Genomic DNA, 26,543 nt, shown 5'->3' with positions numbered 1-26,543 from the left:
ATCATCGCCGGCAAGCCGGCTCCTACAAGGGTTGCGCATAACCTGCAGGAGCTGGCTTGTCAGCGATGAGGCCACTAAGCCCTGAACTGCCCCAGGCTCGCCTTCAACTGCGCCGCCAACCCATCCAGCACCTTGCCACTGGCGGTGGTCTCAACCACCGCCTGGGCGGCACGTTCGGCCTGAGCATGGATTACCTCGACCCGCCCACGCACCGCATGGGCACCCTGGGCCTGATGCTCAGCCGCGCGCGTCGCCAAGCCAATCGCCGCATGCACTTGCTCCACCGAGGCCTGCACCGTCTGTTGCAGGCGCACGCTGTCGCGCAACACCAGCAAACCTTCACTGGCCTGGCGCCCGGCCTTGCCGATGGTTTCCACCGCCTCCCGCGCGCCTTGCTGCAGCGCCACGATATGCGCCTGAATATCGCCCGTGGAGCTTTGCGTCTTGCTGGCCAGCGCACGCACTTCATCCGCCACCACCGCAAAGCCGCGACCGGTCTCACCAGCACGCGCCGCCTCGATGGCCGCGTTGAGCGCCAACAGATTGGTCTGCTCGGCGATGCCGTGAATCACGGTCAGCACCACCTCGATCTGCTGGCTTTGCTGGGCCAGGCGCTCGATGACCGTGGAGCCCGCTTGTACTTGGCCCGCCAGCGCCTCGATCAAACTGCCGACCTCAGCCGAGGTCCGCGAGTTCTCATCCGTGGCCTGGCGAATATCCACCACCTGCTGCAACGCCGCCTGCATCGCATGGCTCTCAGCCTGCGCTTCGTCGGCCATCTGCGACAGTGCGCGCAAGCTCTCGGCCACTTCATCGCGCTGTAAACCGGCCGCAGCGTCAGCACCGGCATTGCGCAAGGTCATGGCGCCGATTTCCACGCCAGTACGCTGGGCTACATCCCCCGCCTCGCGCACGATGGGCTGCAACTTATCCACAAAGCGATTGACCGCCGAAGCCATGTCGCCGATTTCATCCTTGCTGCTGATTTGCACACGCTTGGTGAGATCACCCTCACCCGCCGCCAAGTCGTCCATGGCCGCAATCAGCAGCTTCAGGCGATTGACCACGCGGCGCCCGAGCACGATGGCGATCAACAGCAACACGCCCAGACCGACCAGCGCCAGGCCCATGCCGATGCGCCAGCGCAAGGTGCCGGCAGCGTCCTGGACGGCGCTGGTGGTGTTGGCGGTCATCTGTGTAGCGGTGGCTTGCGCGGATTGCAGGCGCGCGCCCATGGCGGCAGCGCTATCGGCCGCTGCGCCCTTGAGGCTGTCGCCCACCAACTGGTCACCGCTGGCGATCAGTGCGGCGAAGCGCTTATCCAGCGCGGCCAGATCAGCCTCCACTGCGGTCGTGGAAACCCCCATGCGCACCTTACCGATCTCCACGCCGTTGGGGCTGATGGACGCTTCAACATAAAACACCGAAGGGTCATCTTTCGCCGCATCCAACACTTTATCCAGGGCGCGGTCACCCTTGCCTTTTTCCAACAGCGCCTGGTTAATCGGGTTTTCACGGTTGAGGTAGCGGGTCAGATGCTCACCCGCCGCGTCGTCGTAGACCACGAACAGCACGTTGGGGTTGCGCTGGGCACGCCGGGCGAACTCCGACAGCGTCGGCACGTCGCTGTCCCACATAGCGCGGGGCGCCACCGAGGCCAGCAGTTGCGCCATGTCATTGGCGGAGTCTTTCAGGTCTTTTTCCAGGGTCGCACGCAGTTGCTTCTGCTCTTCCTGCAGGCGGGTTGAAAGCCCCGCGGTCAGACGCTGACGGGTACTCGTCGACAAGCTGTCCAGGCTGGACGTGACTTCTTTACCGGCCTGGGCCAATTCACCCGACAGTTTCTGGCTGTCGATACCCAGGCGATTACCCAAATCAGCTTCCAACGCTGTGACGGTGCTTCGCGTCAGGGCGACGGCAACCAGCACTTGCACCAAAAGGGCGATACCTAGGGTAACGAACACCGGCCGCAACAGACGGCTTTGTAACAATGAGAGAACGGCAGACATCGGGAATCCCTCCACCACGGGTGCCATTAATTTGATAGCACCGCGAAAGAAAGAACCAAAGCAAGGGTCGTGCCGCCCAGGCGACAGAAACGACAAAGGGCTCCCGAAGGAGCCCTTTGCTTTTCACATCAACAGCTTATTAAGCGAACGGGTGACGCAGAACGATGGTTTCGTTGCGGTCCGGACCTGTCGAAATAATGTCGATCGGCGCACCGATCAGCTCTTCAACTCGCTTGATGTAGGCACGGGCGTTAGCTGGCAGCTCTTCCAGGGTCTTGGCGCCCACGGTCGATTCGGTCCAGCCCGGCACTTCTTCGTACACTGGCTGCAGACCTACGTAGCTGTCGGCGTCGGTCGGAGCAACGTCCTTGCCTTCGGCATCTTTGTAGCCGATGCAGATATTGATGGTTTCCAGGCCGTCGAGTACGTCCAGCTTGGTCAGGCAGATACCCGAGATGCTGTTCACATCGATAGCGCGACGCAGGATGACGGCGTCGAACCAGCCGCAACGACGAGCACGGCCGGTGGTCGCGCCGAATTCGTGACCTTGCTTGGCCAGGTGAGCGCCGACGTCGTCGAACAGTTCAGTCGGGAACGGACCCGAACCTACGCGAGTGGTGTAAGCCTTGGTGATGCCCAGGATGTAGTCCAGGAACATCGGGCCAACGCCCGAACCGGTCGCAACGCCGCCAGCGGTGGTGTTGGAGCTGGTCACGTACGGATAGGTGCCGTGGTCGATGTCCAGCAGGGAGCCTTGGGCGCCTTCGAACATGATGTCTTTGCCGGCACGACGCAGGTCGTGCAGCTCGGCAGTCACGTCCAGCATGAGTGGCTTGAGCAGCTCAGCGTATTCCTTGCACTCGGCCAGGGTCTTTTCGAACTCGATGGCTGGCTCTTTGTAGTAACCGACCAGCATGAAGTTGTGGTAATCCACCAATTCACGCAGTTTGTCTTCAAAGCGCGGCATGTTGAGCAGGTCGCCCACACGCAGGCCACGACGTGCAACCTTGTCTTCGTAGGCTGGGCCGATGCCACGACCGGTGGTGCCGATCTTCAGCTCGCCACGGGCCTTTTCACGGGCCTGGTCCAGCGCAACGTGGAACGACAGGATCAGCGGGCAGGACGGGCTGATACGCAGGCGCTCGCGCACCGGTACGCCTTTCTCTTCCAGCTTGGTGATCTCACGCAGCAAAGCGTCAGGTGCAACCACCACGCCGTTGCCGATCAGGCACTGCACGCCTTCGCGCAGCACGCCCGATGGGATCAGGTGCAAGACGGTTTTTTCGCCATCGATGACCAGGGTGTGGCCAGCGTTGTGGCCACCTTGGTAGCGCACTACGGCGGCAGCATGTTCGGTCAGCAGATCAACGATCTTGCCTTTGCCCTCATCACCCCATTGGGTGCCCAGGACTACGACATTCTTACCCATAACACTTGTCCTCATTCGCGCAAACTTGGTGCCGGCGATGGCCGGCAGGAAAACTCAAGAAGCCAGTGGCGATACTTGCCAAAGCCCGTTCTGCAGAATCAATTGCCGGTCGCAGTCCGCATCACGGGCGGCGGCCAATGGCTGCCCAGGCAAAGCCTGGACGACACGCTGACCCTCACTGCGCAACTGGCAAACCTGCTGCCAGAGTGCTGCGTCCGTACTGTCGGGCATCCAAATGCCACCAGACGGTAGCTCGACCTCAGCACGCCCCAGGGTCACCAGGGTTTTCAAATCGGTGGAGAAACCAGTGGCCGGACGCGCACGACCAAAGTCGGCGCCGATATCGTCATAACGACCACCCTGGGCGATGGCTTGGCCAACACCCGGTACAAATACAGCGAACACCACACCGGTGTGGTAGTGGTAGCCGCGCAACTCACCCAGGTCAAAGTACAGCGGCAGCTCCGGGAAGCGCGCCGACAACTGCTCGGCAATCGCCAGCACGTCGTCCAGTGCAGCCAGCACCGGCGCCGGCGCCTTGGCCAGGCGCTCACGGGCAGCCACCAGCACTTCACGGCCGCCGCACAGGTCGACCAGTGCACGCAGCATGTCAGCCAGATCGGCAGGCACACCCGCCGTCAGGGCAATCACTTCATCGATGGCCTTGCGTTGCAGGGCATCGAACAGCTGTTGTTCCACTTCACCGGACAAACCGGCCGCACGGGCCAGGCCACGGTAGATACCGACGTGACCCAGGTCCATGTGGACATCCGGCACGTCGGCCAGTTGCAGCATGGCCAGCATCAAGCTGATCACTTCAACGTCGCTGCTCGGGCTGGCATCGCCGTACAACTCAGCGCCCAGTTGAATCGGGCTACGGGACGACGACAAGGCACGCGGCTGTGCATGCAGCACACTGCCGGCGTAGCACAGGCGGCTCGGACCTTCTCGGCGCAGGGTGTGCGCATCGATGCGCGCCACTTGCGGCGTGATGTCGGCACGGAAACCCATTTGCCGGCCCGATTGCGGGTCGATGACCTTGAAGGTGCGCAGATCCAGGTCCTGGCCCGCGCCGGTCAGCAGCGATTCCAGGTACTCGATATGGGGGGTCACGACAAACTCGTAACCCCAGCTCTGGAACAGATCCAACACCTGGCGGCGCGCTACTTCAATGCGCGCAGCTTCTGGTGGCAGTACTTCTTCGATGCCATCTGGCAGCAGCCAGCGGTCTACCGTTGCCATTACGCCATTCCCCTTTGATCCGGGCGGCCAGCCCTCGGCCGAGCCTTGAGTGAAGCAGAAAACACCCGCCCCCTGCATAAACCACGCGCAAGAGCGACGTGACGAACGGCCTGTAATCGGCCTCGTCGGGCACTTTCCTCGAAAAACCTGTCACGCCTGCCGAATCAAACATGCAGACGCAAAAAAGCCGGGAATTTCCCGGCTGCCGCATCATACACCCGTTTTCTGAAAGGATCACCCCGCCAGGCGTTTTAGCCGCCCGACGGGAGTGAAACCTACAGAATCACAGGCCGGTTACTTGGACTTTTCCAGGTAGCGGAAGAAGTCGCTGCTTGGGTCCAACACCATGACGTCGGTTTTGTTCGCGAAGCTTTCACGGTAGGCGCGCAGGCTACGGTAGAACGCGTAGAACTCCTGGTCCTGGCCGTAGGCCTTGGCGTAGATCGCCGCAGCTTGAGCATCGCCATCACCACGGGCCTCTTCAGACTCGCGATAAGCTTCGGCCAACAGTACACGGCGCTGACGGTCGGCATCCGCACGGATACCTTCTGCCAGCTCGTTACCCTTGGCGCGGTGCTCACGGGCTTCACGCTCACGCTCGGTGCTCATACGCTCGAACACGCTGCGGTTCACTTCCTTCGGCAGGTCGATCGCCTTGACCCGGACATCAACCACTTCGATGCCCAGCTCTTTTTCCGCCATCGTATTCAACGAACGCGTGATGTCAGCCATCAGCGCGTCGCGCTCACCGGATACCACCTCATGCAGGGTGCGCTTACCAAACTGGTCACGCAGACCCGACTCCAGACGGCGCGACAAGCGCTCGTCGGCAATCTGCTTGAGGCCGGAGGTCGCGGTGTAGAAGCGCTCGGCATCCTTGACGCGCCACTTGGCGTAGGCGTCAACCATCACGGCTTTCTTTTCCAGGGTCAGGAAGCGCTGTGTCGGTGCATCCAGGGTCATCAGGCGGGCGTCGAACTTGCGCACCTGGTTGACGTAGGGGACTTTCACATGCAGGCCCGGCTGGACATCTGCCTGGACCACGCGACCGAATTGCAGCAGCACCGCACGCTCGGTCTGAGCCACGATGTAGAAGCAGTTCCAGGCAGCGATGACCACGACGACGCCCACAATCAGGGCGGTCAGCGATTTATTGCTCATCAACGACTCTCCCTGGTACGTGTTTGCTGTTGCAGCAAGTCGGCGGCCGCACGGGCGCTCGCTTCGTTGGCAGCGGCATTGGAACCGGTGGACGGTGCACTGGTGCTGCTACGACCACCTTCGATCATCTTGTCCAGCGGCAGGTACAGCAGGTTGTTCTGCCCACCTTTGCTGCCGGTCACGAGAACCTTGCTGGTGTTGCTGAAGACTTCCTGCATGGTGTCCAGGTACAGACGCTCACGCGTGACTTCCGGCGCCTTGCGGTACTCGGCGACCAGCTTGGTAAAGCGATCCGCCTCACCCTTGGCGCGAGAGACCACTTCGTCGCGGTAACCGTTGGCATCCTCGAGGATACGCTGGGCCTGACCACGGGCTTCCGGTACGACACCGTTGGCGTAGGTTTCAGCCTGGTTGCGCGAACGCTGCTCGTCTTCACGGGCACGGATCACGTCATCGAAGGCTTCCTGCACTTCGCGCGGTGCAGCTGCGCTCTGTACGTTGACCTGGGTGACGGTAATACCGGTGCGATAGGTATCGAGGAACCGTTGCAGGCGCTCCTTGATCTCGCTGGCCATCAATTCACGACCTTCGGTCAGCACCTGGTCCATCGCGGTCGAACCGACGACATGGCGCAGGGCACTTTCGGTAGCGTGTTGCAGGCTGATTTCCGGCTGATCAACGTTCAGCACGAAGTCCTGCAGGTTGCTGATCTTGTACTGCACGGTCAGCGGCACTTCGACGATGTTCTCGTCTTCGGTCAGCATCTGGCCCTGCTTGGTGTAGGCACGCTCACGCGTGACGTTTTCCATGTACTTCTTGTCGATCGGCGGGAAATAGATGTTCAGGCCAGGGCCGACAGTCTCGTAGTACTTGCCGAAGCGCAGCACCACGGCCTGCTCCTGCTCGTCCACCACGTACACGGCGCTGTACAGCCATACGGCCGCCAGCACGACAAGACCCAGGCCCAGCAGGCCATAGCCGCCGCCCTTGCTTGTGCGACCGCCGTCGTCACCACCCCGTTTTTTTCCACCACCGAACAACCCATTCAGGCTTTCCTGCAGCTTTCGGAAGGCCTCGTCGAGATCTGGTGGCCCCTTGCGGTCGCCATTATTGCGGCGTTTACCACCCCAAGGATCCTGATTATTCGAGTTGCCACCCGGCTCATTCCAAGCCATAGCGCTCTCCATCTGATAAAGCAAAGACGCACCCACGGCGCGCCGACCAATGCTACAGAATGCCTGCCACTGCGGCACAACCGCTTTAGGAGGCTTTTATTGCAAAGTGTGTTGTTCGATGAACTCTGTCGGTACAACGCCCTCACGGCTGACCAGCCGATTCAGCTCCGAGCGCGGCAATCGAACGGCCAGCAAGCTGACACCTTCTTCGTCGTGTTCTTCTTTCTGTACCGCGCCCAACTCGAAAAACTGTGCACGCAGTCGAGCAAAACGCTGAGGCAAGCGCAAGGTACCAACGAACAAATCGCCGCCGAGCAACTCGGCAATGGCCTGTTCAAGCAACTCAAGGCCACTGCCATCACGTGCCGACAGCCAGACCCGCTGGGGCTTGCCGTTCTCATCGCGCTGGATTTGTGGCTCAACGCCTTCAAGCAAATCGAGTTTGTTATAGACCTCGAGGATCGGCAAGTCCTGGGCACCAATCTCGCCCAGCACCAGCATCACCTGTTCAATCTGCAACATGCGATCCGGTTCGGCCGCATCGATCACGTGCAGCAGCAGGTCGGAATTGCTCGACTCTTCGAGCGTAGACCGAAATGCCTCGACCAGCTTGTGCGGCAAATGACGAATGAAACCCACGGTGTCGGCCAGGACAATCGGCCCCAGGTCGTCCAGATCCAGACGACGCAAGGTCGGGTCGAGGGTGGCGAACAGTTGGTCGGCCGCGTACACGTCCGATTTCGTCACATTATTGAAGAGTGTGGATTTGCCGGCGTTGGTATAGCCCACCAGGGACACGGTCGGGATATCCGCGCGGGTACGCCCACGGCGCGATTGCTCACGCTGGCTGCGTACCTTCTCGAGACGACCCTTGATCTGGCGCAGGCGAACCCGCAACAGGCGTCGGTCGGTTTCGAGCTGGGTTTCACCCGGACCGCGCATGCCGATGCCGCCACCTTGACGCTCAAGGTGAGTCCAGCCGCGGACCAAGCGGGTGCTCATGTGGTCAAGCTGGGCCAGTTCAACCTGGAGCTTGCCCTCATGGGTACGGGCGCGTTGGGCGAAGATATCGAGAATCAGACCGGTACGGTCGATCACGCGACACTCGAAGACACGTTCGAGGTTACGTTCCTGACTGGGCGTGAGGACGTGATTGAAGATCACCAGATCGGCTTCTTCGGCGTGCACCAGGTCGCGCAGTTCCTCGACCTTGCCGCTGCCAATCAGGAATTTGGCGGTTGGCCGATGACGCGGTACGTTAAAAAACGCAACGGTCTCGGCGCCGGCCGAATTTGCCAACTCCTGAAACTCCTGCGGATCTTCGCGCGCCTCAGGGTCCTGTCCATCCAAGTGAACGAGGATTACTCGCTCACCACCACCGTGGCGCTCAAAGAACAAAGGAGACTCCTATCAGGCGTTACCTGGCTCAGCGTCAACTGCATCATCACCTGCTGCGCTAGGCAGACGGATTGGACGAACAGGGACGACTGTCGAGATAGCGTGCTTGTAGACCATCTGGCTGACGGTGTTTTTCAGCAGGATCACGAACTGGTCGAACGACTCGATCGTGCCTTGCAGCTTGATACCGTTGACCAGATAGATGGAAACCCCCACTTTCTCTTTACGTAAAGTATTCAAGTAAGGGTCTTGTAGCGAATGCCCTTTTGACATGTGCCGCACTCCTTTAAGGATCAATAATAAAAAATCGGAAAATAGATAGCTTATGGCCGTCACACCCCCAAGGATAGACGGCAATTGCAAGGACTCAGCTCAATATGGAGACCGTTCCCAAGTATTTCAAGGCGCGTGACAGATTGTCGCTGTCCAGGCTGTCCAGCCAGTGCAAATCGCTCCAGCTGCGCAACCAGGTGAACTGGCGTTTCGCCAATTGGCGCGTGGCAATGATGCCGCGCTCCTGCATTTCGGCTGACGTCAGCTTGCCATCCAGATGATCCCAGACTTGGCGGTAGCCTACGGCACGTATCGAAGGTAACCCTGGATGCAGGTCACCTCTGGAACGCAGAGCTACGACCTCGTCCACAAACCCCTGTTCCAACATAATTGTGAATCTTTGTGCAATTCGATCATGCAGCACCTGGCGATTTGCCGGAGCGATGGCCAGATTCGCCACAGTATAGGGCAATTGTGACGCGCCAGATGCGCCTGCGTCAGCACTTTGCGCACTTTGTTTCAGCCGGTGTTCAGTCATGGTCTGCCCGCTGACACGCCAGACTTCCAGAGCGCGAGTGAGGCGCTGGGGGTCATTGGGGTGAATGCGCGCAGCGGACACCGGGTCCACGGCGGCCAACTGGTCGTGCAAGGCTTGCCAGCCAAGGCGTGCAGCCTCTTCTTCCAGCTCGGCGCGCACTTGGGCGTCGGCCGGCGGCATATCCGCCAGTCCTTCCTGCAAAGCCTTGTAATAGAGCATCGTACCGCCCACCAGCAGCGGAATATTGCCCCGTGCGGTGATGTCGGCCATGGCCGCCAGGGCGTCGCTGCGAAAATCCGCGGCCGAATAGCTCTGCGACGGATCGATGATGTCGATCAGCTTATGCGGGTATTGGGCCAACAGCTCTTTGGAAGGCTTGGCGGTGCCGATGTCCATGTCCCGGTAAACCAGGGCAGAGTCGACACTGATCAGCTCGCACGGCAGCACTTTGGTCAGCTCGATGGCCAGGTCGGTCTTGCCGGCGGCCGTGGGGCCCATCAGAAAGATCGCGGGGGGCAAGGCACTCATCAACGGCCGCGCAAGAACAGTTTGTCCAGATCGTCCAGGCCCATTTGGGTCCAAGTCGGTCGGCCATGGTTGCATTGCCCGCTGCGTTCGGTGTTTTCCATGTCGCGCAGCAGGCCGTTCATTTCCGGCAGGGCCAGGCGACGATTGGCGCGGATGGCGCCGTGGCAGGCCATGGTGCCGAGCAATTCGTTGATGTGCGCCTGAATGCGGTCACTGGTGCCGTATTCCATCAGGTCCGCCAGCACGTCAGCGACCAGGCGGTTGGCCTCGGCCTGTTTGAGCAACGCAGGAATCTGGCGGATGGCCAGGGTTTCCGGGCCCAGGCGCTGCAATTCAAAGCCCAGCTTCTGGAACACGCCGTGGTGTTCTTCGGCACAATCGGCCTCACGCTGACTGACGGCCAGGGACTCCGGCACCAGCAGCGGCTGGCCGCTGAGACCTTCGCTGGCCATGGCGATCTTGAGGCGTTCGTACATGATCCGCTCGTGGGCGGCGTGCATGTCCACCAGCACCAGGCCATGGGCGTTTTCCGCCAGAATGTAGATGCCCTTCAGCTGCGCCAACGCGTAGCCCAGCGGCGGGATATCTCCACCGCCTTCCGGCAAGGCCACAGGCGTGCCCGGTTCGGCACCTGGCAGCGGCGCGAAAAACTCGCGGTAAGCCGCCTGGGCCTCAGCCACCGGCACTGCCGATTGAGGGCGCGGCGTATATTGGTATTGATAACCCGAGCCGGCGCCAGCATTCGGCGCGGTATAGGCAGGTTGCGACTGCGGCGATTGCAGCAGGTTGGCCGCCAGGCTCATTTCGCCCTGAGGGCCGAACTCACCGGCTTGCGGGCCACTCGGGCGGACCACGGCCGTCACAATCGGCGCGGACAGCTGATCATCCGGACGTACATCACCCAGCGTGCGGTGCAAGGTGCCATAGAGGAAGTCATGCACCATGCGCCCATCGCGGAAGCGTACTTCGTGCTTGGTCGGGTGCACGTTGACGTCTACCACCGACGGGTCGACCTCGAAGAACAGCACAAACGTCGGATGACGCCCGTTGAACAGCACGTCGCGATAGGCCTGGCGCACCGCGTGGGCCACCAGCTTGTCGCGCACCGCACGACCATTCACAAAGAAATACTGCAAGTCCGCCTGGCTGCGGGAGAAGGTCGGCAAACCGACCCACCCCCACAGGCGCAATCCATTGCGCTCGATTTCAATCGGCAGCGCCTGCTCAAGGAAACCCGGCCCGCAAATCGCCGACACACGGCGAGCGCGCGCGGCGTCATCGTGGGCTTCGTGCAGGCTGAGGATGGTCTTGCCGTTATGCCGCAGGTGGAACGCCACATCGAAGCGAGCCAAAGCCAAGCGCTTGATGACTTCCTGCAGGTGATCGAATTCGGTTTTCTCAGCCTTGAGGAATTTACGCCGCGCCGGGGTGTTGAAGAACAGGTCGCGCACTTCCACCGACGTACCGACGGGATGGGCTGCCGGCTGGACCCGAGGCGCCATGTCGCGACCTTCGGTTTCAACTTGCCAGGCCTGCTCGGCGCTGCGGGTACGGGACGTCAGGGTCAAGCGCGCCACAGAACTGATGGACGCCAGGGCCTCACCACGAAAGCCCAGGCTCATCACCCGCTCAAGGTCTTCCAGGTCGCGAATCTTGCTGGTGGCGTGACGGGCCAGGGCCAGCGGCAGATCGTCGGACGAGATACCGCTACCATCGTCACGCACGCGCAGCAGCTTGACGCCACCCTGCTCCACGTCGACATCAATGCGCTTGGCGCCGGAGTCGATGCTGTTTTCCAGCAGCTCCTTGATCACCGATGCCGGACGTTCCACAACCTCGCCCGCCGCAATCTGGTTGGCAAGGCGCGGGCTGAGCAGTTCGATGCGTGAGCCGTTATCCAGGATCGAGTCGCTCATTACTGCGCCGCCAATTCGGTGCCAGGGATGGTCAGCACCTGGCCGACTTTCAATTCATCGGTCTTCAGGTTGTTGGCGCTGCGCAAGGTAGCGGCCGACACCTGGAAACGCACAGCCAGCATGGCCAGGGTGTCGCCGGGCTGTACGCGATGGTCGCGCGGGCCCTGGGCGATTTTCCCGGAGTCGCGCAGCCAGGCGATGTAGGTGCCCGGTGGCGGATTCTGCTGGAAGAACTGGCGCACACCGGCACTGATGGAACGCGCCAGCGCTTGCTGGTGGCTGGCACTGGCCAGCTTCGAGGCTTCATTGGAGTTGGAGATAAACCCGGTTTCTACCAGGATCGACGGAATATCCGGCGACTTCAACACCATGAATCCTGCTTGTTCCACGCGCTGTTTGTGCAGCGAGGTAACACGGCCGATATTGCTGAGGACTTTCTGACCGACGTTCAAGCTGGACGTCAGCGAAGCGGTCATCGACAAGTCGAGCAGCACGCCGGCGAGCATTTTGTCCTTGTCATCGAGGGAGACGTTGCCGGCCCCGCCGATCAAGTCAGAACGGTTTTCACTGTCGGCCAGCCAGCGCGCGGTTTCGGACGTCGCGCCGCGATCCGACAGAGCGAACACCGAGGCACCGAAGGCCGCAGTAGAAGGCGCGGCGTCGGCATGGATCGAGACGAACAGGTCGGCGCCCTTCTTACGGGCGATTTCGGTACGGCCACGCAACGGAATGAAGTAGTCGCCGGTACGGGTCAGCTCAGCGCGATAACCTTTCATCGCGCTGATCTGGCGCTGCAGTTCACGGGCGATCGCCAGTACCACGTCTTTTTCATGCTGGCCGCGTGAGCCGGAGGCGCCCGGGTCTTCACCGCCGTGACCAGCGTCGATCACTACGATGATGTCACGCTTGCCGGCCGGAGCCGGTGGCGGCGGAGGCAGCTTGACCTGCGGTTGCGACGGGTTGACCGGCACCGCCGGCACCGTCGCGACGCTTGGAGGCGGTGCAGGCGGCGGGTTGGCATCGGCGGCGTTGTCGAACAGGTCGACCACCAGTCGGTTGCCGTACTGGGCGTTGGGCGCCAGGGAGAAGCTTTTTGGGGTCACGACCTTTTTCAGGTCGATCACCACACGCAGGTCAGTCGGCGTACGCTGCGCCGAGCGCATGGCGGTAATCGGGGTGTTGGCGGTGGACACTTTCAACGGCGCGGCCAGGGTCGCACCGTTGATGTCAATCACCAGGCGATCAGGCGACGTCAAGGTAAAGACACTGTGCTGGACCGGGCCAGACAGGTCGAACACCAGTCGCGTGTTATCCGGCGCTCGCCACAGGCGAACACTTTTCACCTGTGAAGCAGCCAGAGCATTGACAGTCATTGCCGCAAGCAACACCCCCACGACAGCAACCAACGCGCGAAAGCGCATACCTAACCCCACCAATTATTTGAATTCCAATGCCAAAGCGGCGCACCAAGACTGGCCGCGCGTGCTCTGGGGCAACAACTTCAACTGACGTCCATGCTCATGCGGCGTAATGGTAATGGTCATGTCAGGCTTTGGCAAAAAGCCTGTGCCTTTATCTGGCCACTCGATCAGGCACAACGCATCTTCATCGAAGTAATCGCGGATCCCCATATATTCCAGCTCTTCGGGGTCCACCAGGCGATAGAGGTCGAAATGGAACGCTCGCACGTCGCCAATCTCATAGGGTTCTACCAGGGTGAACGTCGGGCTTTTTACCGCGCCGGTGTGGCCCAACCCGCGAATGATCCCCCGGGACAGCGTGGTCTTGCCCGCCCCCAGGTCGCCTTCCAGAAAGATCAGCCCCGCCCCGGCCGTGACCTGGGCAATGTGCTGGCCGAAGCTGACCATGGCCTCTTCATCGGCCAGGAAAAGAATTACTTCAGACACGGCGACTGTTCCTCCAGCAATTGACGAATGGCGGGTATCAGGTCGCTGGCGGCCAAGCCGCGACCAAAGGTGCCCTGGCGATCTCCCGCCGTGGCGTGCAACCACACGGCCAGGCAGCTTGCCTCATAAGCCGGCATGCCCTGGGCCAGCAACGCGCCCACCAGACCGGCCAGGACATCACCCAGGCCCGCCGTTGCCATCGCTGGATGGCCCTGGTCACACCGTGAAACACGTCCGTCCGGACTGGCAATCAAAGTTCCAGCCCCCTTGAGGATAGCCACTGCATTGAATGTCTGACTCAACGCGCGCGCCACCTTAAGACGATCGGCCTGAACCTCGGCTGTCGAAATACCCAGCAACCGCGCGGCTTCCCCTGGATGCGGGGTGATCACGCAGTTGGCCGGCAAGCTGACGCCGCCACTGGCAAGTTGGTTCAAGGCGTCGGCATCCCAGACTTGTGGCTGCTTCGCGTTGGCGGCGACGGACAGCAGGCTTTTACCCCAGGACGCGTCACCCAGCCCAGGCCCGATCACAATGACCGAGATCTTTTCCAACAGGCCCATCAGTTGATTGGCCGAACTCACGCCGACGGTCATGACTTCCGGCAAGCGGGCCAAAGCGGCCGACACGTGTTCCAGGCGCGTCGCCAGGGACACCATCCCCGCACCACTGCGCAAGGCACTTTCGGCGCTCAGCAAGGCTGCGCCGCCAAAGCCGCGGTCGCCGCCAATGACTAACAGGTGGCCAAACTGGCCTTTATGGGCGTCCGGGGAACGCGCCGCCAGTTGCGGCAGATGGCCGTGCAAGAGGGGCTGTACGTCGGTTATTGCGTGTTTTGTCTGCGGCATGCGTCTTCAAGCTCCGATGTCTGGCAGAATTATACGCATCTAACCTGTGGTTTCCCGTGTCTCATGCCTGCTATTACGTCCGATCTTCCCGCCCTCGCCCAATCGATCAAAGACTGGGGCCGCGAGCTGGGCTTTCAACAAGTCGGCATCAGCGGCCTGGACCTCGCCGAGCATGAGCAGCACCTGCAACGCTGGCTCGACGCGGGCTACCACGGCGAGATGGACTACATGGGCGCCCACGGCAGCAAACGCTCCCACCCCGACGAACTGGTGCCGGGCACCTTGCGCGTGGTGTCGCTGCGCATGGACTACCTGCCGGGCGATACGCAAATGGCCCAATTGCTGGCCAAGCCGGAAAAAGCCTATATCTCCCGCTACGCCTTGGGCCGCGACTACCACAAGCTGATCCGCAAGCGCGTGCAGCAACTGGCCGACCGCATTCAAGCGCAGATCGGCCCTTTCGGCTTCCGCGCCTTTGTCGACAGCGCGCCTGTGCTGGAAAAAGCCATCGCCGAAAAAGCCGGGCTGGGCTGGATCGGTAAAAACACCCTGGTCCTCAATCGCAAGGCCGGCAGCTATTTCTTCCTCAGCGAACTGTTTGTCGACTTGCCGCTGCCGATCGACGCGCCCCACAGCACCGAACATTGCGGCCGTTGCACTGCTTGCCTGGATATCTGCCCCACCAATGCCTTCGTCGGCCCTTACGTACTGGACGCCCGACGCTGCATTTCCTACCTGACCATCGAGCTGAAGAACGCGATCCCCGAGGAGCTGCGCCCCCTGATCGGCAACCGTGTGTTCGGTTGCGATGACTGTCAGATCGTATGCCCATGGAATCGTTTCGCCCGCCCTAGCGCTGAAAGCGATTTCAAGCCACGCCACAATCTGGATAACGCGGAGTTGGCCGAATTGTTTATGTGGGACGAGGATAAATTCCTCAGCAGCACCGAAGGCTCACCGCTGCGTCGCGCCGGCTACGAGCGCTGGCTGCGCAATCTTGCGGTGGGCCTGGGCAATGCGCCGTCGAGCATTCCAGTGTTGGAGGCCTTGAAGGCGCGCCGGGATTACCCCTCGGAATTGGTACGAGAGCATGTGGAATGGGCGCTGAACCAGCACGCTACGCGCTAGTGCACGTCGTCGTTGTAGACGAACTTGGGCATTTCCCAGTGAAAACGGATCGCCAGCAGCCGCAATAGAAAGCCGCTGAACAGGGTCAGCAGGATCGACTGCTCGCTGGGCAGCTCCAGATAAAGGCAGAGCATGTAGAACCAGGCGGCGAGGAACGACACGCTGGCGTACAGCTCGCGGCGGAAGATCAGCGGGATGTCGTTGCAGAAAATGTCTCGCAGGATGCCACCGAAAACTCCAGTGATCACACCACTGACCGACGCCACCAGCATGCCGTGGCCCATCTCCAACGCGGTCATGCAACCAATCAGGGTGAACGCCACCAGGCCCACGGCGTCCAGCGCCAGGAACAACGAGCGCAGACGACGCATCAGCGGTGCGATAAAGATCGTCACCAGTGCGGCAATCGAGGTCAGCACCAGGTACTCCGGGTGTTTGACCCAGGTCAGCGGGTAATGCCCGAGCAGCACGTCGCGCACCGATCCACCGCCCAACGCTGTGACGCAGGCGATCAGCACTACACCAAACCAGTCCATGCCGCGCCGCCCGGCCGACAGCGCGCCGGTCATGGCTTCGGCAGTGATGGCGATGAGGTAGAGCATCAGCAGCATGAGGGCGATCCTTGCAAAGAGGCCGGCAGTCTAATCATTTGCTGATGGCACCAAAAGAGGGCAAGCCATTATCTGCCGCAAACTCGATCCTGTGGCGTCCGGCTTGCCGGCGATGGCGATCTTTGGGGCGCCATCGCCGGCAAGCCGGGCTCCTACAGGATGACGGTCATCAAGCCTTGATGAAATGCTTGCGGTAATGCTGCAGCTCGGCAATCGACTCGCGGATATCGTCCAGCGCCAGGTGCGTGCTGCCTTTATGGAAGCTGTCTTTGACTTCCGGCGCCCAACGCGCGGCCAGCTCTTTAAGCGTGGACACATCCAGGTTGCGGTAGTGGAAGTAGCTTTCCAGCGCCTTCATGTGCGTATAAAGGAAACGACGGTCCTGGCAGATGCTGTTGCCGCAGATCGGCGACTTGCCCTTAGGCACCCACTTTTCCAGGAAGGCGATGGTTTCGGCTTCGGCTTCGGCCATGCTGACGCGGCTGTCGCGCACGCGCTGGGTCAGGCCGGAGTTACCGTGGGTGCGGGTGTTCCACTCGTCCATGGTGGCGAGCACGGCGTCGCTGTGGTGGATGGCGATCACCGGACCTTCGGCCAAGGTGTTGAGGTTGCTGTCGGTGACAATCGTCGCCATCTCGATGATGACATCGGTGTCGGGGTTCAGACCGGTCATTTCCAGATCGATCCAAATCAGGTTCTGTGGGTTTTGCATGGCTTGATTCTCTTGGCACCGTGGCGTAGCTGCGCAGTTTAGCAGGCGGGGGCGTGCTAGACTCGCCATCGTTTTACCCAACCTTTGCATTATCGACACGGAACACCAATGGCCAAACGCCAGCTCAATCGTCGCCAAAACTGGCGCATCGAAAAGATTCAAGGTGAACGCGCCGCTCGCGCCGCCAAACGTGAATCCTCCGCCGTAGAAGCGCTTGAAGGCGGCGACCTGGGCCCCGAGCAAACGGGCCTGGTGATCGCGCACTTTGGTGTGCAGGTCGAAGTCGAGGCGCTGGAAGGCGAACTCGCAGGCTCGGTCTCCCGTTGCCACTTGCGCGCCAACCTGCCGGCGCTGGTCACCGGCGACAAAGTAGTCTGGCGCGCCGGAAACCAAGGCATCGGCGTGATCGTTGCCCAGTTGCCACGTACCACCGAACTGCGTCGCCCGGACAGCCGTGGCCAACTCAAGCCGGTGGCGGCCAACGTCGACATGATCGTCATCGTGTTCGCGCCGCTGCCGGAGCCGCATGCCAACCTGATCGACCGCTACCTGGTCGCAGCCGAGCACGCTGGCATTCGCCCACTGTTGCTGTTGAACAAATTCGACCTGATCGACGAGCAAAACGCTCCCGCGCTGAATGCCTTGCTGGCGGTATACCGCACGCTCGGCTACCCGGTGCTGGAAGTTTCGGCGCATCACGGCAATGGCATGGAACAGCTGCAACAGCAGTTGGACGGGCGCATCAGCGTGTTTGTCGGCCAGTCGGGCGTGGGCAAATCCTCGCTGGTCAACAGCCTGCTGCCGGAAGTCGACACCCGTGTGGGCCCGCTGTCGGAACTGTCCGGCCAGGGCACCCACACCACCACCACCGCGCGGTTGTTCCATTTCCCCGGCGGCGGTGAGTTGATCGACTCCCCAGGCATCCGCGAATTCGGCCTTGGCCACGTCAGCCGCAGCGATGTGGAAGCGGGCTTTATCGAGTTCAACGACCTGATCGGCACTTGCCGCTTCCGCGACTGCAAACACGACCGCGAGCCGGGCTGTGCGTTGCTCAAGGCGCTGGAGGATGGGCGTGTGCAGCAGCAACGGATGAATAGCTATCGGTCGATTATTGCGAGTTTGCCGGAGAGCAGTTACTAAACCACCGCCGCTGTAGGAGCGAGCTTGCCCGCGAAGAACACACAGACGACGTGGGCATCCTGGATGAACGCGTTATCGTTGACGCTTTCGCGAGCAAGCTCACTCCTACAGGCAGGTATAAAAAGGCCGCGATCATCGCGGCCTTTTTATGTGTAAAGCTTACGAACCCGTACCCGGCACCGTAGGATCCTTCACCCCACCATCATCAAACAAATTCAGCTTCTGGCGCAGCTCATGCGCCGGCAGCGGCTCTTGCCCTGGCGGAATGGCGTTCGGGTCGACCGGTACTTCACCCGGTGCGCCTGCACCTTGGGTGGGTTGCGGCGCTGGCGGCTGATCACCCTCAATCGCACGCTGGGCCTTTTTGGTCAGCACTACGATGTCGATCCGTCGGTTGACCGGGTTAAACGGGTCTTGATGATCAAACAACTGCGATGAAGCAAACCCCACGACACGCGCCACTTGCGGGTCCGGATAGCTGCCGGCTACCAGCGCGCGGCGAGCGGCATTGGCGCGGTTGGCCGAGAGTTCCCAGTTGCCGAAGTCACCCTGGCCTGCGTACGGCTTGGCGTCGGTGTGGCCGCTGATGCTGATCTTGTTCGGCACTGCCTTGATGGTGTCGGCCATGGCCAGCAGGATGTCTTCAAAGTACGGCTTCAAGCGTGCACTGCCGGAGTCGAACATCGGCCGGTTGGCCGCGTCGGTGATCTGGATACGCAAACCTTCAGGCGTGATCTCGAATGAAATCTGGTCCTTGAATTTCAGCAGTTGCGGGTTTTCCTCAACCTTGGTCTGCAGTTCTTGCAGCAACAGTTCAAGCCGTTCCTGCTCGACCTGTTCGGCCATGGATTCAACGGTATCGCGCTCGATCGGGATTTTTTCCTGGGGCGATTCGGTCTGCACTTCCGGGTTGATGGTGCGCTCAGGCGCCAACTGCGGCGAACCGCCCAGGTCGATCACGAAGGGCGTGCCGCTTTCCGAGAAACCAATTGGGTCTTTGAAGTAACCGGCGATGGCGATCTTCTGTTCCGGCGTGGCGGTGGACATCAGCCACAACACCAGGAAGAACGCCATCATCGCCGTCGCAAAGTCGGCGAAGGCGATTTTCCAGGCGCCGCCATGGTGCCCCGCAGCGAAGCGCTTGACGCGCTTGATGATTATCGGCTGGTTGTTTTCCATGGCTTAGCGACCGCGAACCGCTTGTTCCAGCTCGGCGAAGCTTGGGCGATGTTTCGGGTACAGCACCTTGCGGCCGAATTCCACCGCCAGCGACGGCGGCATGCCGGAGGCTGAGGCGACCAAGCTGGCCTTGATCGATTCGTACAGGTTGATTTCTTCCTTGGCGTCATGGGCCAGGGAGGTGGCCAGCGGGCCGAAGAAGCCGTAGGCCGCGAGAATACCGAAGAAGGTACCGACCAGTGCCGCACCGACGTGCATACCGATGGCAGCCTGGTCGCCCTCACCCAGGGACGCCATGGTCACCACAATACCGAGTACCGCCGCAACGATACCGAACCCCGGCATACCGTCAGCGATCCCTGTCACGGCGTGGGAGGGATGCTCCAGCTCTTCTTTAAGGCTGAACAACTCCATGTCGAACAGGCCTTCCAGCTCATGGGGGGCCATGTTGCCGGAGGACATGATGCGCAGGTAGTCACAGATGTAGGCGGTCATGCGCTCATCTTTGAGCACGGCCGGGTACTTGGCGAAAATCGGGCTGGCGGCGGCATCTTCGATGTCAGCCTCGATGGCCATCATGCCTTCGCGGCGGCTTTTGTTGAGGATCTCGTAGACCAGGCCCAGAACCTCCAGATAGAAGGTGTGGGTGAAGCGCGAACCGAACATGCCCAGGGACTTCTTGACCACGTGCATGGTCATGTAGCCGGGGTTGGCCTGCAAGAATGCGCCGAACGCCGCACCACCGATGATCAGCACTTCGAAGGGCTGGATCAACGCAGCAATTTTACCGTGGGACAGGACGTAGCCACCGAGCACGCTTGCGATGACGACGATGATGCCGATAATTTTAGCCATAGGGGATGAGTACTTGCGCCGTCGGGTTCATGGACATATTGGGTGTAGCAGAAAACTCTTGTTCTACTTATCGGCAAAACTGCGCCAGACTATAGCCCGTTAAGGCGAAAAGCCAGTTCGGCCCGCTCCGGGCGTGTAGACCGCAAGTGATGATCGCGCCCCTATCATGGCTAATGAAACGACAGTCCCAACTGCAAAACCGACCTCTCTCGCCGCTTGGGTCAAGCGCCTGGACGATGTGCTGCTGCCTGTGCCCCAGGCCAGCCACGACCGTGTGTGCAAAGGCATCCGCGACAGCCGCAGTTCATTGCGAGATATTGCCGAGCTGATGCAAAGCAGCCCGGCGCTCGTGCTCAGCGTGATGCGCGAGGCCAACAGCCACACCCATGGCAGCCTGGCGGAACCGGCGGAAAACCTCGAAGTGGCGCTCAATCGCCTGGGCCTCAAGCGCGCCGAAGAACTGCTGGCACGCCTGCCGTCGGTGCCGGCCAACGAGATTCCCGTGGCGTTGCGCCAATTGCTGCTGGTGAGCCAGCACGCGTCGCAACAAGCCAACGGTTTGTTCGGCAGCCGCCTGGCGCGACTGTGGCAGGACATTCACTGGGGCAGCCTGCTGTTTCTGTCGCCGCTGTGGCCGATGGCGGTCGCCTACCCCAAACTCCTCGAAGAATGGGAACTGCGGGTGATCCACAAAGGCCAATCGGCGCGCGAGGTCGAGCAAGCGTTGTTCGGCGTGCGCTTGCTGGACCTGTGCGTCGCCCTGACCGAAGCCTGGCACTTACCGATCTGGGTATCCCAGGGCTACAAGCTGCTGATGAGCGAGAAACGCTTGCTGGTCAAGGCGCTGCACATCGCCCGCGAGGACGACCCACTGCGCCACCAGCAATTGCTCGACGCCGAACCCAATCTGCGCCGCTGGTTGAACCAGCCGGCCAACACCGTGCTGCTGGCCAACGGCCTGGCGATGTCGGCCCAAGAGTCCTGGACCTGCCCGCACACCGAACGCTGGCAATTGCTCACTGCGCTGTACCTGCAACAGCCTTTGGGCGAGGTGCAGCAACTGGTCCACCAACAGGCTGTCACCAGCGCCCGCACCGCCTTGATGCCCGACCTCTGGCACCCGGCGCTGTCGCTGATCTGGCCGTGGCATGTACAGAAGATTCATCGCGGCCTGCTCCCAGCGCCGCCGCCCACTGCCGAGGCTCTGGCCGTGTGGCGCAAGCGCTGCACCGAGCTGCTGGTAGAGCCGAGCCGCTTTGCCAACGCCATGCACCTGACCACCTGCGCCAAGGAGGCCCTGGTGGCCAGTGGTATGCAGCGGGTCATGTTGTTGATGGCTGACCGCGCCATGAGCACCTTGCGTGTGCACCAGGCCGATGGCCTGCCCAAGGATGCGGCCAATTTGAGCCTGGATGTGGTCAACAGTACGTTGCTGCAGCGCTTGCTGGAAAAGTCCGCCCAAGTACGCCTCAACCCTGAAAACCACGCGCAGTTTTCGGCTTTGCTGCCGCCGATCCTGCGCCGCCTGTTCACCGGCGAACACCTGTTGCTGCGCTCCTTGAGCTGCAATGGCAAGGTGGTGATGCTGATGGTGGCCGACCAGGGCGGCGGCCCGTTCTCGGAAACCACCGTGCAGGCCTTCGGCAAAACTGCCCAATGCATCGAGAAAGCCCTGCACTGCTTTACCAACCGCAGCGCCTGATGCTTGCGCTACAATCGCCGTCTTTTATCGCCAACATTTGTGCCCAGGAGACCTCACATGCCTGACTTCTCTGGCTTGCCGCTGGTGATCGAATCCAGCGACCTGCTTGGTCGCCTCGATGCCGAACACCTGATACTGGTGGACCTCACCAGTGCCGCCCGCTACGCCGAAGGGCATATCCCCGGCGCGCATTTCGTTGACCCCAAGCGCACCCAACTGGGCCAGCCGCCGGCGCCCGGCCTGCTGCCCAACAAGGCTGATCTTGAGAAACTGTTCGGCGAACTGGGTCATACCCCGGACGCCACCTACGTGGTCTACGACGACGAAGGCGGCGGCTGGGCCGGACGATTCATCTGGATGCTCGACGTGATCGGCCACCAGAAGTACCACTACCTGGACGGCGGCCTGCTGGCCTGGCTGGAAGAAAAGCACCCGGTCTCGACCGAGGTGCCCGCCCCCGTCGGCGGCCCGGTCAGCCTCACGCTGCACGACGGCCCCACCGCCACCCGCGAATACCTGCAAAGCCGCTTGGGCGCTGCCGACCTGGGCATCTGGGACGCACGCGGTCCGCTGGAGTACTCCGGCGAGAAGGTCCTCGCAGCCAAAGGCGGACACATCCCCGGCGCGGTGAACTTCGAATGGACCGCCGGCATGGACAAGACGCGCAACCTGCGTATCCGCCGTGACATGCCGCAGATCCTCGAAGACCTCGGGCTGACCCGCGACAAAGAAATCATCACCCACTGCCAGACTCACCACCGCTCTGGCTTCACCTACCTGGTGGCCAAGGCGCTCGGTTATCCGCGAGTCAAAGGTTATGCCGGTTCCTGGGGCGAATGGGGCAACCACCCCGACACCCCCGTCGAGATTTAAGGTTTAAGGACAGTTATGAAAAAGCAGTTGTTTATCCTCAGCCAGTACTTGCTGCCGCACCACTTGCTGTCGCGCCTGGCCGGTTGCGTTGCCGAGTGCCGCGTGCGCTGGTTCAAAAATGCGTTCACCACGTGGTTCGCCAAGCGTTATCAAGTGGACATGTCCCAAGCCCTGGTTGAGGACCTGACCGCTTACGAGCACTTCAATGCCTTCTTCACCCGCGCCCTGAAAGACGGCGCGCGCCCACTGGATCAAACCCCAGGCGCGGTGTTGAGCCCTGCCGATGGTGCGGTCAGCCAACTGGGCCCGATCGAGCATGGCCGGGTGTTCCAGGCCAAGGGCCACAGCTTCAGCGTGCTGGAGTTGCTAGGTGGTGATTCGGCCGTAGCAGCGCCGTTCATGGGTGGTGATTTCGCCACCATCTATCTGTCGCCGAAGGACTACCACCGGGTGCACATGCCGCTGGCCGGCACGCTGCGTGAGATGGTCTACATCCCGGGTCGCATCTTCTCGGTGAACCAGACTACCGCTGAAAACGTACCTGAACTGTTCGCGCGCAACGAGCGCGTTGCCTGCATTTTCGACACCGAGCGCGGCCCGATGGCCGTGGTATTGGTGGGCGCGATGATCGTCGCGTCGATTGAAACCGTATGGGCCGGCCTGGTGACACCGCCGAAGCGCGAGCTGAAAACCTTCCGCTACGACGAGGCTGCACGTGCGCCGATTCATCTGGAAAAAGGTGCGGAGTTGGGTCGCTTCAAGCTGGGTTCGACCGCAATCGTACTGTTCGGGCCGGATCAGGTGAAGTGGGCTGAAGAACTGGCCGCTGGTACTCCGGTACAGATGGGCCAAGGCATCGCCGCACCTAAAGCCTGATCGACACAGACCCTGTAGGAGCGAGCTTGCTCGCGAAGAACTCAAGAACACCGCGGGCATCCAGAATGCCCGTGTAATCGTTGACGATTTTCGCGAGCAAGCTCGCTCCTACAGGGGGTGGCGTGACGGCCTAAAGCTGGCCGTCGCGGTCGCGGAAGCCCAGCAGATACAGCACGCCATCGAGCCCCAGCGTCGAAATCGCCTGCTTGGCCGACTGCTTCACCAGCGGCTTGGCACGGAACGCCACACCCAACCCGGCGATCGCCAGCATCGGCAGGTCATTCGCACCGTCGCCGACCGCAATGGTCTGTTCCAGACGCAACCCTTCCTTGTGGGCCAACTCCTTCAACAGGTCCGCCTTGCGCTGCGCGTCAACAATCGGCTCCACGGCCACGCCGGTCACCTTGCCATCCACCACTTCCAGCTCATTGGCGAACACGTAGTCAATGCCCAGCTTGGCCTGCAATTGCTTGGCGAAGTAGGTGAAGCCACCCGACAGGATCGCGGTCTTGTAACCCAGGCGCTTGAGTTCGGCGAACAGGGTCTCGGCGCCTTCGGTCAGGCGCAGGGAGGCGCCGATGGAGTCCAGCACGCTCACATCCAGACCTTTGAGCAGCGCGAGGCGCTCCTTGAAGCTGGCGCGGAAATCCAGCTCACCGGCCATGGCGCGCTCGGTGATTTCGGAAACCTGCTCGCCCACACCGGCGGCTTTGGCCAACTCGTCGATGACTTCAGCCTCGATCAGCGTGGAGTCCATGTCGAACACCGCCAGACGGCGGTTGCGGCGGAACAGCGAGTCTTCCTGGAACGCGATATCGACATTCAGCTCCTGGGCCACGCTGAGGAACTCGGCGCGGAGGGCTTGCGGGTCGGCCGGTTCACCGCGCACGGAGAACTCGATGCAGCCCTTGCCTTTGTCGGCCGGGGTGTCCAGCGGCATACGACCCGACAGACGGTCAATATGGTCGATATTCAGGCCGTATTGCGCAGTAATGGAGCTGACGCGCTGCAACTGTTCGGCGGTGACCTTGCGGGTCAGCAGCGTCACGATGTGGCGTTTCTTGCCCTGGCCGGCGACCCATTGCTGGTAGTCCTCCTCGGAGACCGGGGTGAAACGCACCTGTTGATCCAGCTTGTACGCCGTAAACAGGATGTCCTTGAGCACCGAAGACGCCTGTTCAGTGCTCGGGATCTCGACCAGGATGCCGAAGGACAAGGTGTCGTGGATCACCGCCTGACCGATGTCGAGAATGTTCACACCACCCTGGGCCAGAACACCGGTAATGGCTGCGGTCAGACCTGGGCGGTCTTCCCCCGTGATGTTTATCAGGACAATTTCGCGCAAGGCGCACCCCCAGGCTGGAAAAAAACCGCATTCTACCCACTTTCAGTGACCATCGGGCACAGCCAGCGCTTTGCCGGTTCTAGGGCTGTCGCTATACTGCGCGTCAACTTCACGGACCAAGAGCCGAGCGCAAGTGAACCGGCCCACGCCAGTAAAAACCGATAATTTCTTCCTGCTGATCTTCCGGGCACTGCGCCACCGCCGTGTACCGATCGCATTACGCATCGCCAGCCATAACGTGATCCTGGTCGCCCTGGCCCTGGTGATCTACGCCTGCGTGATGGGTTTGCAGTTCAAACAGGCCATGCATGAGCAAGCCGACGCCCTGGGCGAGAGCTTGACCACCCAGACCGCCACCTCGGCGACTGAGTTGTTGGTGTCCAATGACATCCTCAGCCTCAACGTGCTGCTCAACAACCTGACCAAGAACCCGCTGGTGGCCCACGCCGCCATCTACAGCGTGGACAACCGGATCATGGCCGAAGCCGGGCAACGCCCGAAAAACGGCCTGCTGGGTGAAGCCGAAGGTCTCTACCAGAGCAATATTACGTTTCAGGATGTGAAGGCCGGCCAACTGCGCATCAGCCTGGACATGCAGCAATTCCAGCAGCCGATGACCATCAGCCTGCAAAGCATGGGCATCTTGAGCGCGATCCTGCTGGCACTGGCGTTGGCGTTGAGTCTGCGCCTGGGTCGACACATCTCCACGCCACTGATGCAGTTGCGCATCTGGCTGCGCGATATCGACGAACACACCCCGGCCACTGAACGCCAGGATGAGATCGGTGACCTCGCCCGCCAGTTGCACGCCAGTTTCGCCCCGGAACCGGTGGTGCGCGAAGTAGAGCCAGAGCCTGAGTTCGACGAAACAGACTACGACGACGAGCCTGCGTTTGAAGTACAAGAAGCGCCGGTAGCGGGCCTGAAGCCTGCCACCCGCCAGGCGTTCAAAGCCGAAGAAGACGAACTGGACGACGAAGACCCCTTCGCCGACCTGCGCGACACCTCGGCCAGCGAACCGGCCGTCGCACCGAAGCCAGTCCCGGTGAAGAACACCGAACCCCAGTTCAGCGCCGTATTGGCTGTGCAACTGGGCGCTCAGGACCAACTGCGTCGCCTGCCCCGCGCACGCCTGACCGAGCTGCTGGAGCGCTACCGCGACTGCCTCGACCAGGCCGCTTCGCTGTACCAGAGCGAGCTGCACACCCTGAACGACGGCAGCACGCTGATGCTGTTCCACAGTGAAGACAGCGGCGAAGACTACCTGACCAACGCCATCTGCTGCGGCGAGTTGCTTCGCGCCCTGGGCCATGCCCTGCAGATCGAAGTGGCCGACAGTGGCATCACGCTGCAACTGCAGTTGGGCCTGACGGTGAGCGATGACCTGTTTGGCATGAGCCAGATCGACCTGCTGCTCACCGAAAGCGCCCAGGACGCCCTGGCGCTGTCGCAGCACAGCCGCAACCTGTTGCTGGTGGAACGTAAGATCAGTGAAGACACACTGATCCGCCAGCGCGCACGCATCCGCCCGATTGCCAGCCCAGAGGGTGCAAGCTGTGTGGAGCGGTTGATGGAGCCGTATCCCTCGATGCTGGAGCGGCAGTTGGCGCGGATGCACGAGACCCGCAAGCCCTGATCTTATGTAGGAGCCGGCTTGCCGGCGATGGCCATCTCACCATCACCACCGGCCTCGACGAC

At 61.4% G+C, this 26,543-nt stretch carries 23 protein-coding genes; 6 read left to right on the top strand and 17 right to left on the bottom strand.

Features of this window, described 5'->3' with window-relative positions:
- Window positions 1-74 precede the first annotated feature (74 nt).
- The 12 genes from RB216_RS02500 to RB216_RS02445 all read right to left on the bottom strand — a co-directional run bounded on the left by RB216_RS02500 (window position 75) and on the right by RB216_RS02445 (window position 14,424).
- On the bottom strand, window positions 75-2,009 hold the full coding sequence (locus tag RB216_RS02500; RefSeq protein WP_028615518.1) for a methyl-accepting chemotaxis protein: 1,935 nt from the start codon (window positions 2,007-2,009) through the stop codon (window positions 75-77).
- Window positions 2,010-2,148: 139 nt separating this feature from the next.
- Complete coding sequence (locus RB216_RS02495) at window positions 2,149-3,438, bottom strand: adenylosuccinate synthase (RefSeq protein WP_003217505.1); 1,290 nt, start codon at window positions 3,436-3,438, stop codon at window positions 2,149-2,151.
- A 54-nt stretch (window positions 3,439-3,492) separates the two neighbouring features.
- Window positions 3,493-4,680: an ATP phosphoribosyltransferase regulatory subunit gene (locus RB216_RS02490; RefSeq protein ID WP_028615516.1), complete on the bottom strand. Its 1,188-nt coding sequence runs from the start codon at window positions 4,678-4,680 to the stop codon at window positions 3,493-3,495.
- Between the two features lie 294 nt (window positions 4,681-4,974).
- Complete coding sequence (gene hflC, locus RB216_RS02485) at window positions 4,975-5,841, bottom strand: protease modulator HflC (RefSeq protein WP_010213607.1); 867 nt, start codon at window positions 5,839-5,841, stop codon at window positions 4,975-4,977.
- Complete coding sequence (hflK, locus tag RB216_RS02480) at window positions 5,841-7,016, bottom strand: FtsH protease activity modulator HflK (protein WP_028615515.1); 1,176 nt, start codon at window positions 7,014-7,016, stop codon at window positions 5,841-5,843. Before hflK ends, hflC begins: the two co-directional genes overlap by 1 nt.
- Before the next feature lie 96 nt (window positions 7,017-7,112).
- A complete protein-coding gene (hflX, locus tag RB216_RS02475) occupies window positions 7,113-8,414 on the bottom strand; it encodes a ribosome rescue GTPase HflX (RefSeq protein WP_016976905.1) in 1,302 nt (433 codons plus the stop codon).
- 12 nt (window positions 8,415-8,426) lie between these two features.
- Window positions 8,427-8,687 (bottom strand): RNA chaperone Hfq, encoded by a 261-nt coding sequence (gene hfq / locus RB216_RS02470; protein WP_028615514.1) that lies wholly within the window; start codon window positions 8,685-8,687, stop codon window positions 8,427-8,429.
- A 94-nt stretch (window positions 8,688-8,781) separates the two neighbouring features.
- The gene (gene miaA / locus RB216_RS02465; protein ID WP_028615513.1) at window positions 8,782-9,753 is read right to left on the bottom strand and encodes a tRNA (adenosine(37)-N6)-dimethylallyltransferase MiaA; all 972 of its coding nucleotides are present in this window, start codon (window positions 9,751-9,753) and stop codon (window positions 8,782-8,784) included.
- Window positions 9,753-11,669, bottom strand: coding sequence for a DNA mismatch repair endonuclease MutL (gene mutL, locus RB216_RS02460; protein ID WP_032864089.1), 1,917 nt, complete (start codon window positions 11,667-11,669; stop codon window positions 9,753-9,755). The genes miaA and mutL overlap by 1 nt, the downstream gene beginning before the upstream one ends.
- Window positions 11,669-13,090 carry an N-acetylmuramoyl-L-alanine amidase gene (locus RB216_RS02455; protein ID WP_028615511.1) on the bottom strand — a complete coding sequence of 474 codons (1,422 nt, stop codon included), beginning with the start codon at window positions 13,088-13,090 and terminating at the stop codon, window positions 11,669-11,671. The genes mutL and RB216_RS02455 overlap by 1 nt, the downstream gene beginning before the upstream one ends.
- A 15-nt stretch (window positions 13,091-13,105) precedes the next feature.
- A complete protein-coding gene (gene tsaE, locus RB216_RS02450; RefSeq protein ID WP_068932625.1) occupies window positions 13,106-13,576 on the bottom strand; it encodes a tRNA (adenosine(37)-N6)-threonylcarbamoyltransferase complex ATPase subunit type 1 TsaE in 471 nt (156 codons plus the stop codon).
- The gene (locus RB216_RS02445; RefSeq protein WP_068932624.1) at window positions 13,564-14,424 is read right to left on the bottom strand and encodes an NAD(P)H-hydrate dehydratase; all 861 of its coding nucleotides are present in this window, start codon (window positions 14,422-14,424) and stop codon (window positions 13,564-13,566) included. Before RB216_RS02445 ends, tsaE begins: the two co-directional genes overlap by 13 nt.
- Before the next feature lie 63 nt (window positions 14,425-14,487).
- Between RB216_RS02445 and queG the strand changes: the two genes are divergently transcribed.
- Complete coding sequence (gene queG / locus RB216_RS02440) at window positions 14,488-15,552, top strand: tRNA epoxyqueuosine(34) reductase QueG (RefSeq protein ID WP_122814976.1); 1,065 nt, start codon at window positions 14,488-14,490, stop codon at window positions 15,550-15,552.
- On the opposite strand, the gene RB216_RS02435 is transcribed toward queG, so the two are convergent.
- Together RB216_RS02435 and orn are read right to left on the bottom strand one after the other, a co-directional pair.
- Window positions 15,549-16,163: a trimeric intracellular cation channel family protein gene (locus tag RB216_RS02435; protein ID WP_028615507.1), complete on the bottom strand. Its 615-nt coding sequence runs from the start codon at window positions 16,161-16,163 to the stop codon at window positions 15,549-15,551. The two genes, queG and RB216_RS02435, sit on opposite strands and share 4 nt — an antisense overlap.
- A gap of 169 nt (window positions 16,164-16,332) precedes the next feature.
- Window positions 16,333-16,875: an oligoribonuclease gene (gene orn, locus RB216_RS02430; protein WP_010563317.1), complete on the bottom strand. Its 543-nt coding sequence runs from the start codon at window positions 16,873-16,875 to the stop codon at window positions 16,333-16,335.
- 108 nt (window positions 16,876-16,983) lie between these two features.
- Here orn and rsgA point away from each other — a divergent pair, with 108 nt between their 5' ends.
- Window positions 16,984-18,015: a small ribosomal subunit biogenesis GTPase RsgA gene (rsgA, locus tag RB216_RS02425; protein WP_003171340.1), complete on the top strand. Its 1,032-nt coding sequence runs from the start codon at window positions 16,984-16,986 to the stop codon at window positions 18,013-18,015.
- Window positions 18,016-18,174: 159 nt separating this feature from the next.
- Here the strand turns inward: rsgA and motB are convergent, their stop codons facing one another.
- A complete protein-coding gene (motB, locus tag RB216_RS02420) occupies window positions 18,175-19,194 on the bottom strand; it encodes a flagellar motor protein MotB (RefSeq protein WP_028615506.1) in 1,020 nt (339 codons plus the stop codon).
- A gap of 3 nt (window positions 19,195-19,197) precedes the next feature.
- Window positions 19,198-20,049 (bottom strand): flagellar motor stator protein MotA, encoded by an 852-nt coding sequence (gene motA, locus RB216_RS02415; protein WP_016976894.1) that lies wholly within the window; start codon window positions 20,047-20,049, stop codon window positions 19,198-19,200.
- 166 nt (window positions 20,050-20,215) lie between these two features.
- Between motA and RB216_RS02410 the strand changes: the two genes are divergently transcribed.
- From RB216_RS02410 to asd, 3 genes are read left to right on the top strand one after another with little or no spacing between them, the layout of a single operon-like run.
- The gene (locus RB216_RS02410) at window positions 20,216-21,751 is read left to right on the top strand and encodes an HDOD domain-containing protein (protein WP_068932623.1); all 1,536 of its coding nucleotides are present in this window, start codon (window positions 20,216-20,218) and stop codon (window positions 21,749-21,751) included.
- A gap of 57 nt (window positions 21,752-21,808) precedes the next feature.
- Window positions 21,809-22,624 (top strand): rhodanese-like domain-containing protein, encoded by an 816-nt coding sequence (locus tag RB216_RS02405; RefSeq protein WP_028615504.1) that lies wholly within the window; start codon window positions 21,809-21,811, stop codon window positions 22,622-22,624.
- A gap of 15 nt (window positions 22,625-22,639) precedes the next feature.
- Window positions 22,640-23,500: an archaetidylserine decarboxylase gene (gene asd / locus RB216_RS02400; RefSeq protein ID WP_028615503.1), complete on the top strand. Its 861-nt coding sequence runs from the start codon at window positions 22,640-22,642 to the stop codon at window positions 23,498-23,500.
- Between the two features lie 130 nt (window positions 23,501-23,630).
- On the opposite strand, the gene serB is transcribed toward asd, so the two are convergent.
- Window positions 23,631-24,845, bottom strand: a complete 1,215-nt coding sequence (gene serB / locus RB216_RS02395; RefSeq protein WP_028615502.1) for a phosphoserine phosphatase SerB — start codon at window positions 24,843-24,845, stop codon at window positions 23,631-23,633.
- Window positions 24,846-24,978: 133 nt separating this feature from the next.
- Here serB and RB216_RS02390 point away from each other — a divergent pair, with 133 nt between their 5' ends.
- On the top strand, window positions 24,979-26,481 hold the full coding sequence (locus RB216_RS02390) for an AhpA/YtjB family protein (protein WP_028615501.1): 1,503 nt from the start codon (window positions 24,979-24,981) through the stop codon (window positions 26,479-26,481).
- Window positions 26,482-26,543 lie beyond the last annotated feature (62 nt).

The organism is Pseudomonas canadensis (assembly GCF_030980095.1).
Classification (GTDB): Bacteria; Pseudomonadota; Gammaproteobacteria; order Pseudomonadales; family Pseudomonadaceae; genus Aquipseudomonas; species Aquipseudomonas canadensis.
The sequence above is the reverse complement of the archived record's forward strand: the minus strand, read 5'-3'. Positions and strand labels throughout refer to the sequence as shown.

What these genes read in the sequence shown, in the direction of transcription:
- mutL (WP_032864089.1), bottom strand. Translation starts at nt 11,669, where the DNA reads ATGAGCGACTCGATCCTGGATAACGGCTCACGCATCGAACTGCTCAGC.
- RB216_RS02405 (WP_028615504.1), top strand. Translation starts at nt 21,809, where the DNA reads ATGCCTGACTTCTCTGGCTTGCCGCTGGTGATCGAATCCAGCGACCTG.
- asd (WP_028615503.1), top strand. Translation starts at nt 22,640, where the DNA reads ATGAAAAAGCAGTTGTTTATCCTCAGCCAGTACTTGCTGCCGCACCAC.
- RB216_RS02500 (WP_028615518.1), bottom strand. Translation starts at nt 2,009, where the DNA reads ATGTCTGCCGTTCTCTCATTGTTACAAAGCCGTCTGTTGCGGCCGGTG.
- hflK (WP_028615515.1), bottom strand. Translation starts at nt 7,016, where the DNA reads ATGGCTTGGAATGAGCCGGGTGGCAACTCGAATAATCAGGATCCTTGG.
- RB216_RS02435 (WP_028615507.1), bottom strand. Translation starts at nt 16,163, where the DNA reads ATGCTGCTGATGCTCTACCTCATCGCCATCACTGCCGAAGCCATGACC.
- queG (WP_122814976.1), top strand. Translation starts at nt 14,488, where the DNA reads ATGCCTGCTATTACGTCCGATCTTCCCGCCCTCGCCCAATCGATCAAA.
- motA (WP_016976894.1), bottom strand. Translation starts at nt 20,049, where the DNA reads ATGGCTAAAATTATCGGCATCATCGTCGTCATCGCAAGCGTGCTCGGT.
- RB216_RS02455 (WP_028615511.1), bottom strand. Translation starts at nt 13,090, where the DNA reads ATGCGCTTTCGCGCGTTGGTTGCTGTCGTGGGGGTGTTGCTTGCGGCA.
- RB216_RS02495 (WP_003217505.1), bottom strand. Translation starts at nt 3,438, where the DNA reads ATGGGTAAGAATGTCGTAGTCCTGGGCACCCAATGGGGTGATGAGGGC.
- RB216_RS02445 (WP_068932624.1), bottom strand. Translation starts at nt 14,424, where the DNA reads ATGCCGCAGACAAAACACGCAATAACCGACGTACAGCCCCTCTTGCAC.
- RB216_RS02490 (WP_028615516.1), bottom strand. Translation starts at nt 4,680, where the DNA reads ATGGCAACGGTAGACCGCTGGCTGCTGCCAGATGGCATCGAAGAAGTA.
- RB216_RS02410 (WP_068932623.1), top strand. Translation starts at nt 20,216, where the DNA reads ATGGCTAATGAAACGACAGTCCCAACTGCAAAACCGACCTCTCTCGCC.
- orn (WP_010563317.1), bottom strand. Translation starts at nt 16,875, where the DNA reads ATGCAAAACCCACAGAACCTGATTTGGATCGATCTGGAAATGACCGGT.
- miaA (WP_028615513.1), bottom strand. Translation starts at nt 9,753, where the DNA reads ATGAGTGCCTTGCCCCCCGCGATCTTTCTGATGGGCCCCACGGCCGCC.
- hfq (WP_028615514.1), bottom strand. Translation starts at nt 8,687, where the DNA reads ATGTCAAAAGGGCATTCGCTACAAGACCCTTACTTGAATACTTTACGT.
- rsgA (WP_003171340.1), top strand. Translation starts at nt 16,984, where the DNA reads ATGGCCAAACGCCAGCTCAATCGTCGCCAAAACTGGCGCATCGAAAAG.
- motB (WP_028615506.1), bottom strand. Translation starts at nt 19,194, where the DNA reads ATGGAAAACAACCAGCCGATAATCATCAAGCGCGTCAAGCGCTTCGCT.
- hflC (WP_010213607.1), bottom strand. Translation starts at nt 5,841, where the DNA reads ATGAGCAATAAATCGCTGACCGCCCTGATTGTGGGCGTCGTCGTGGTC.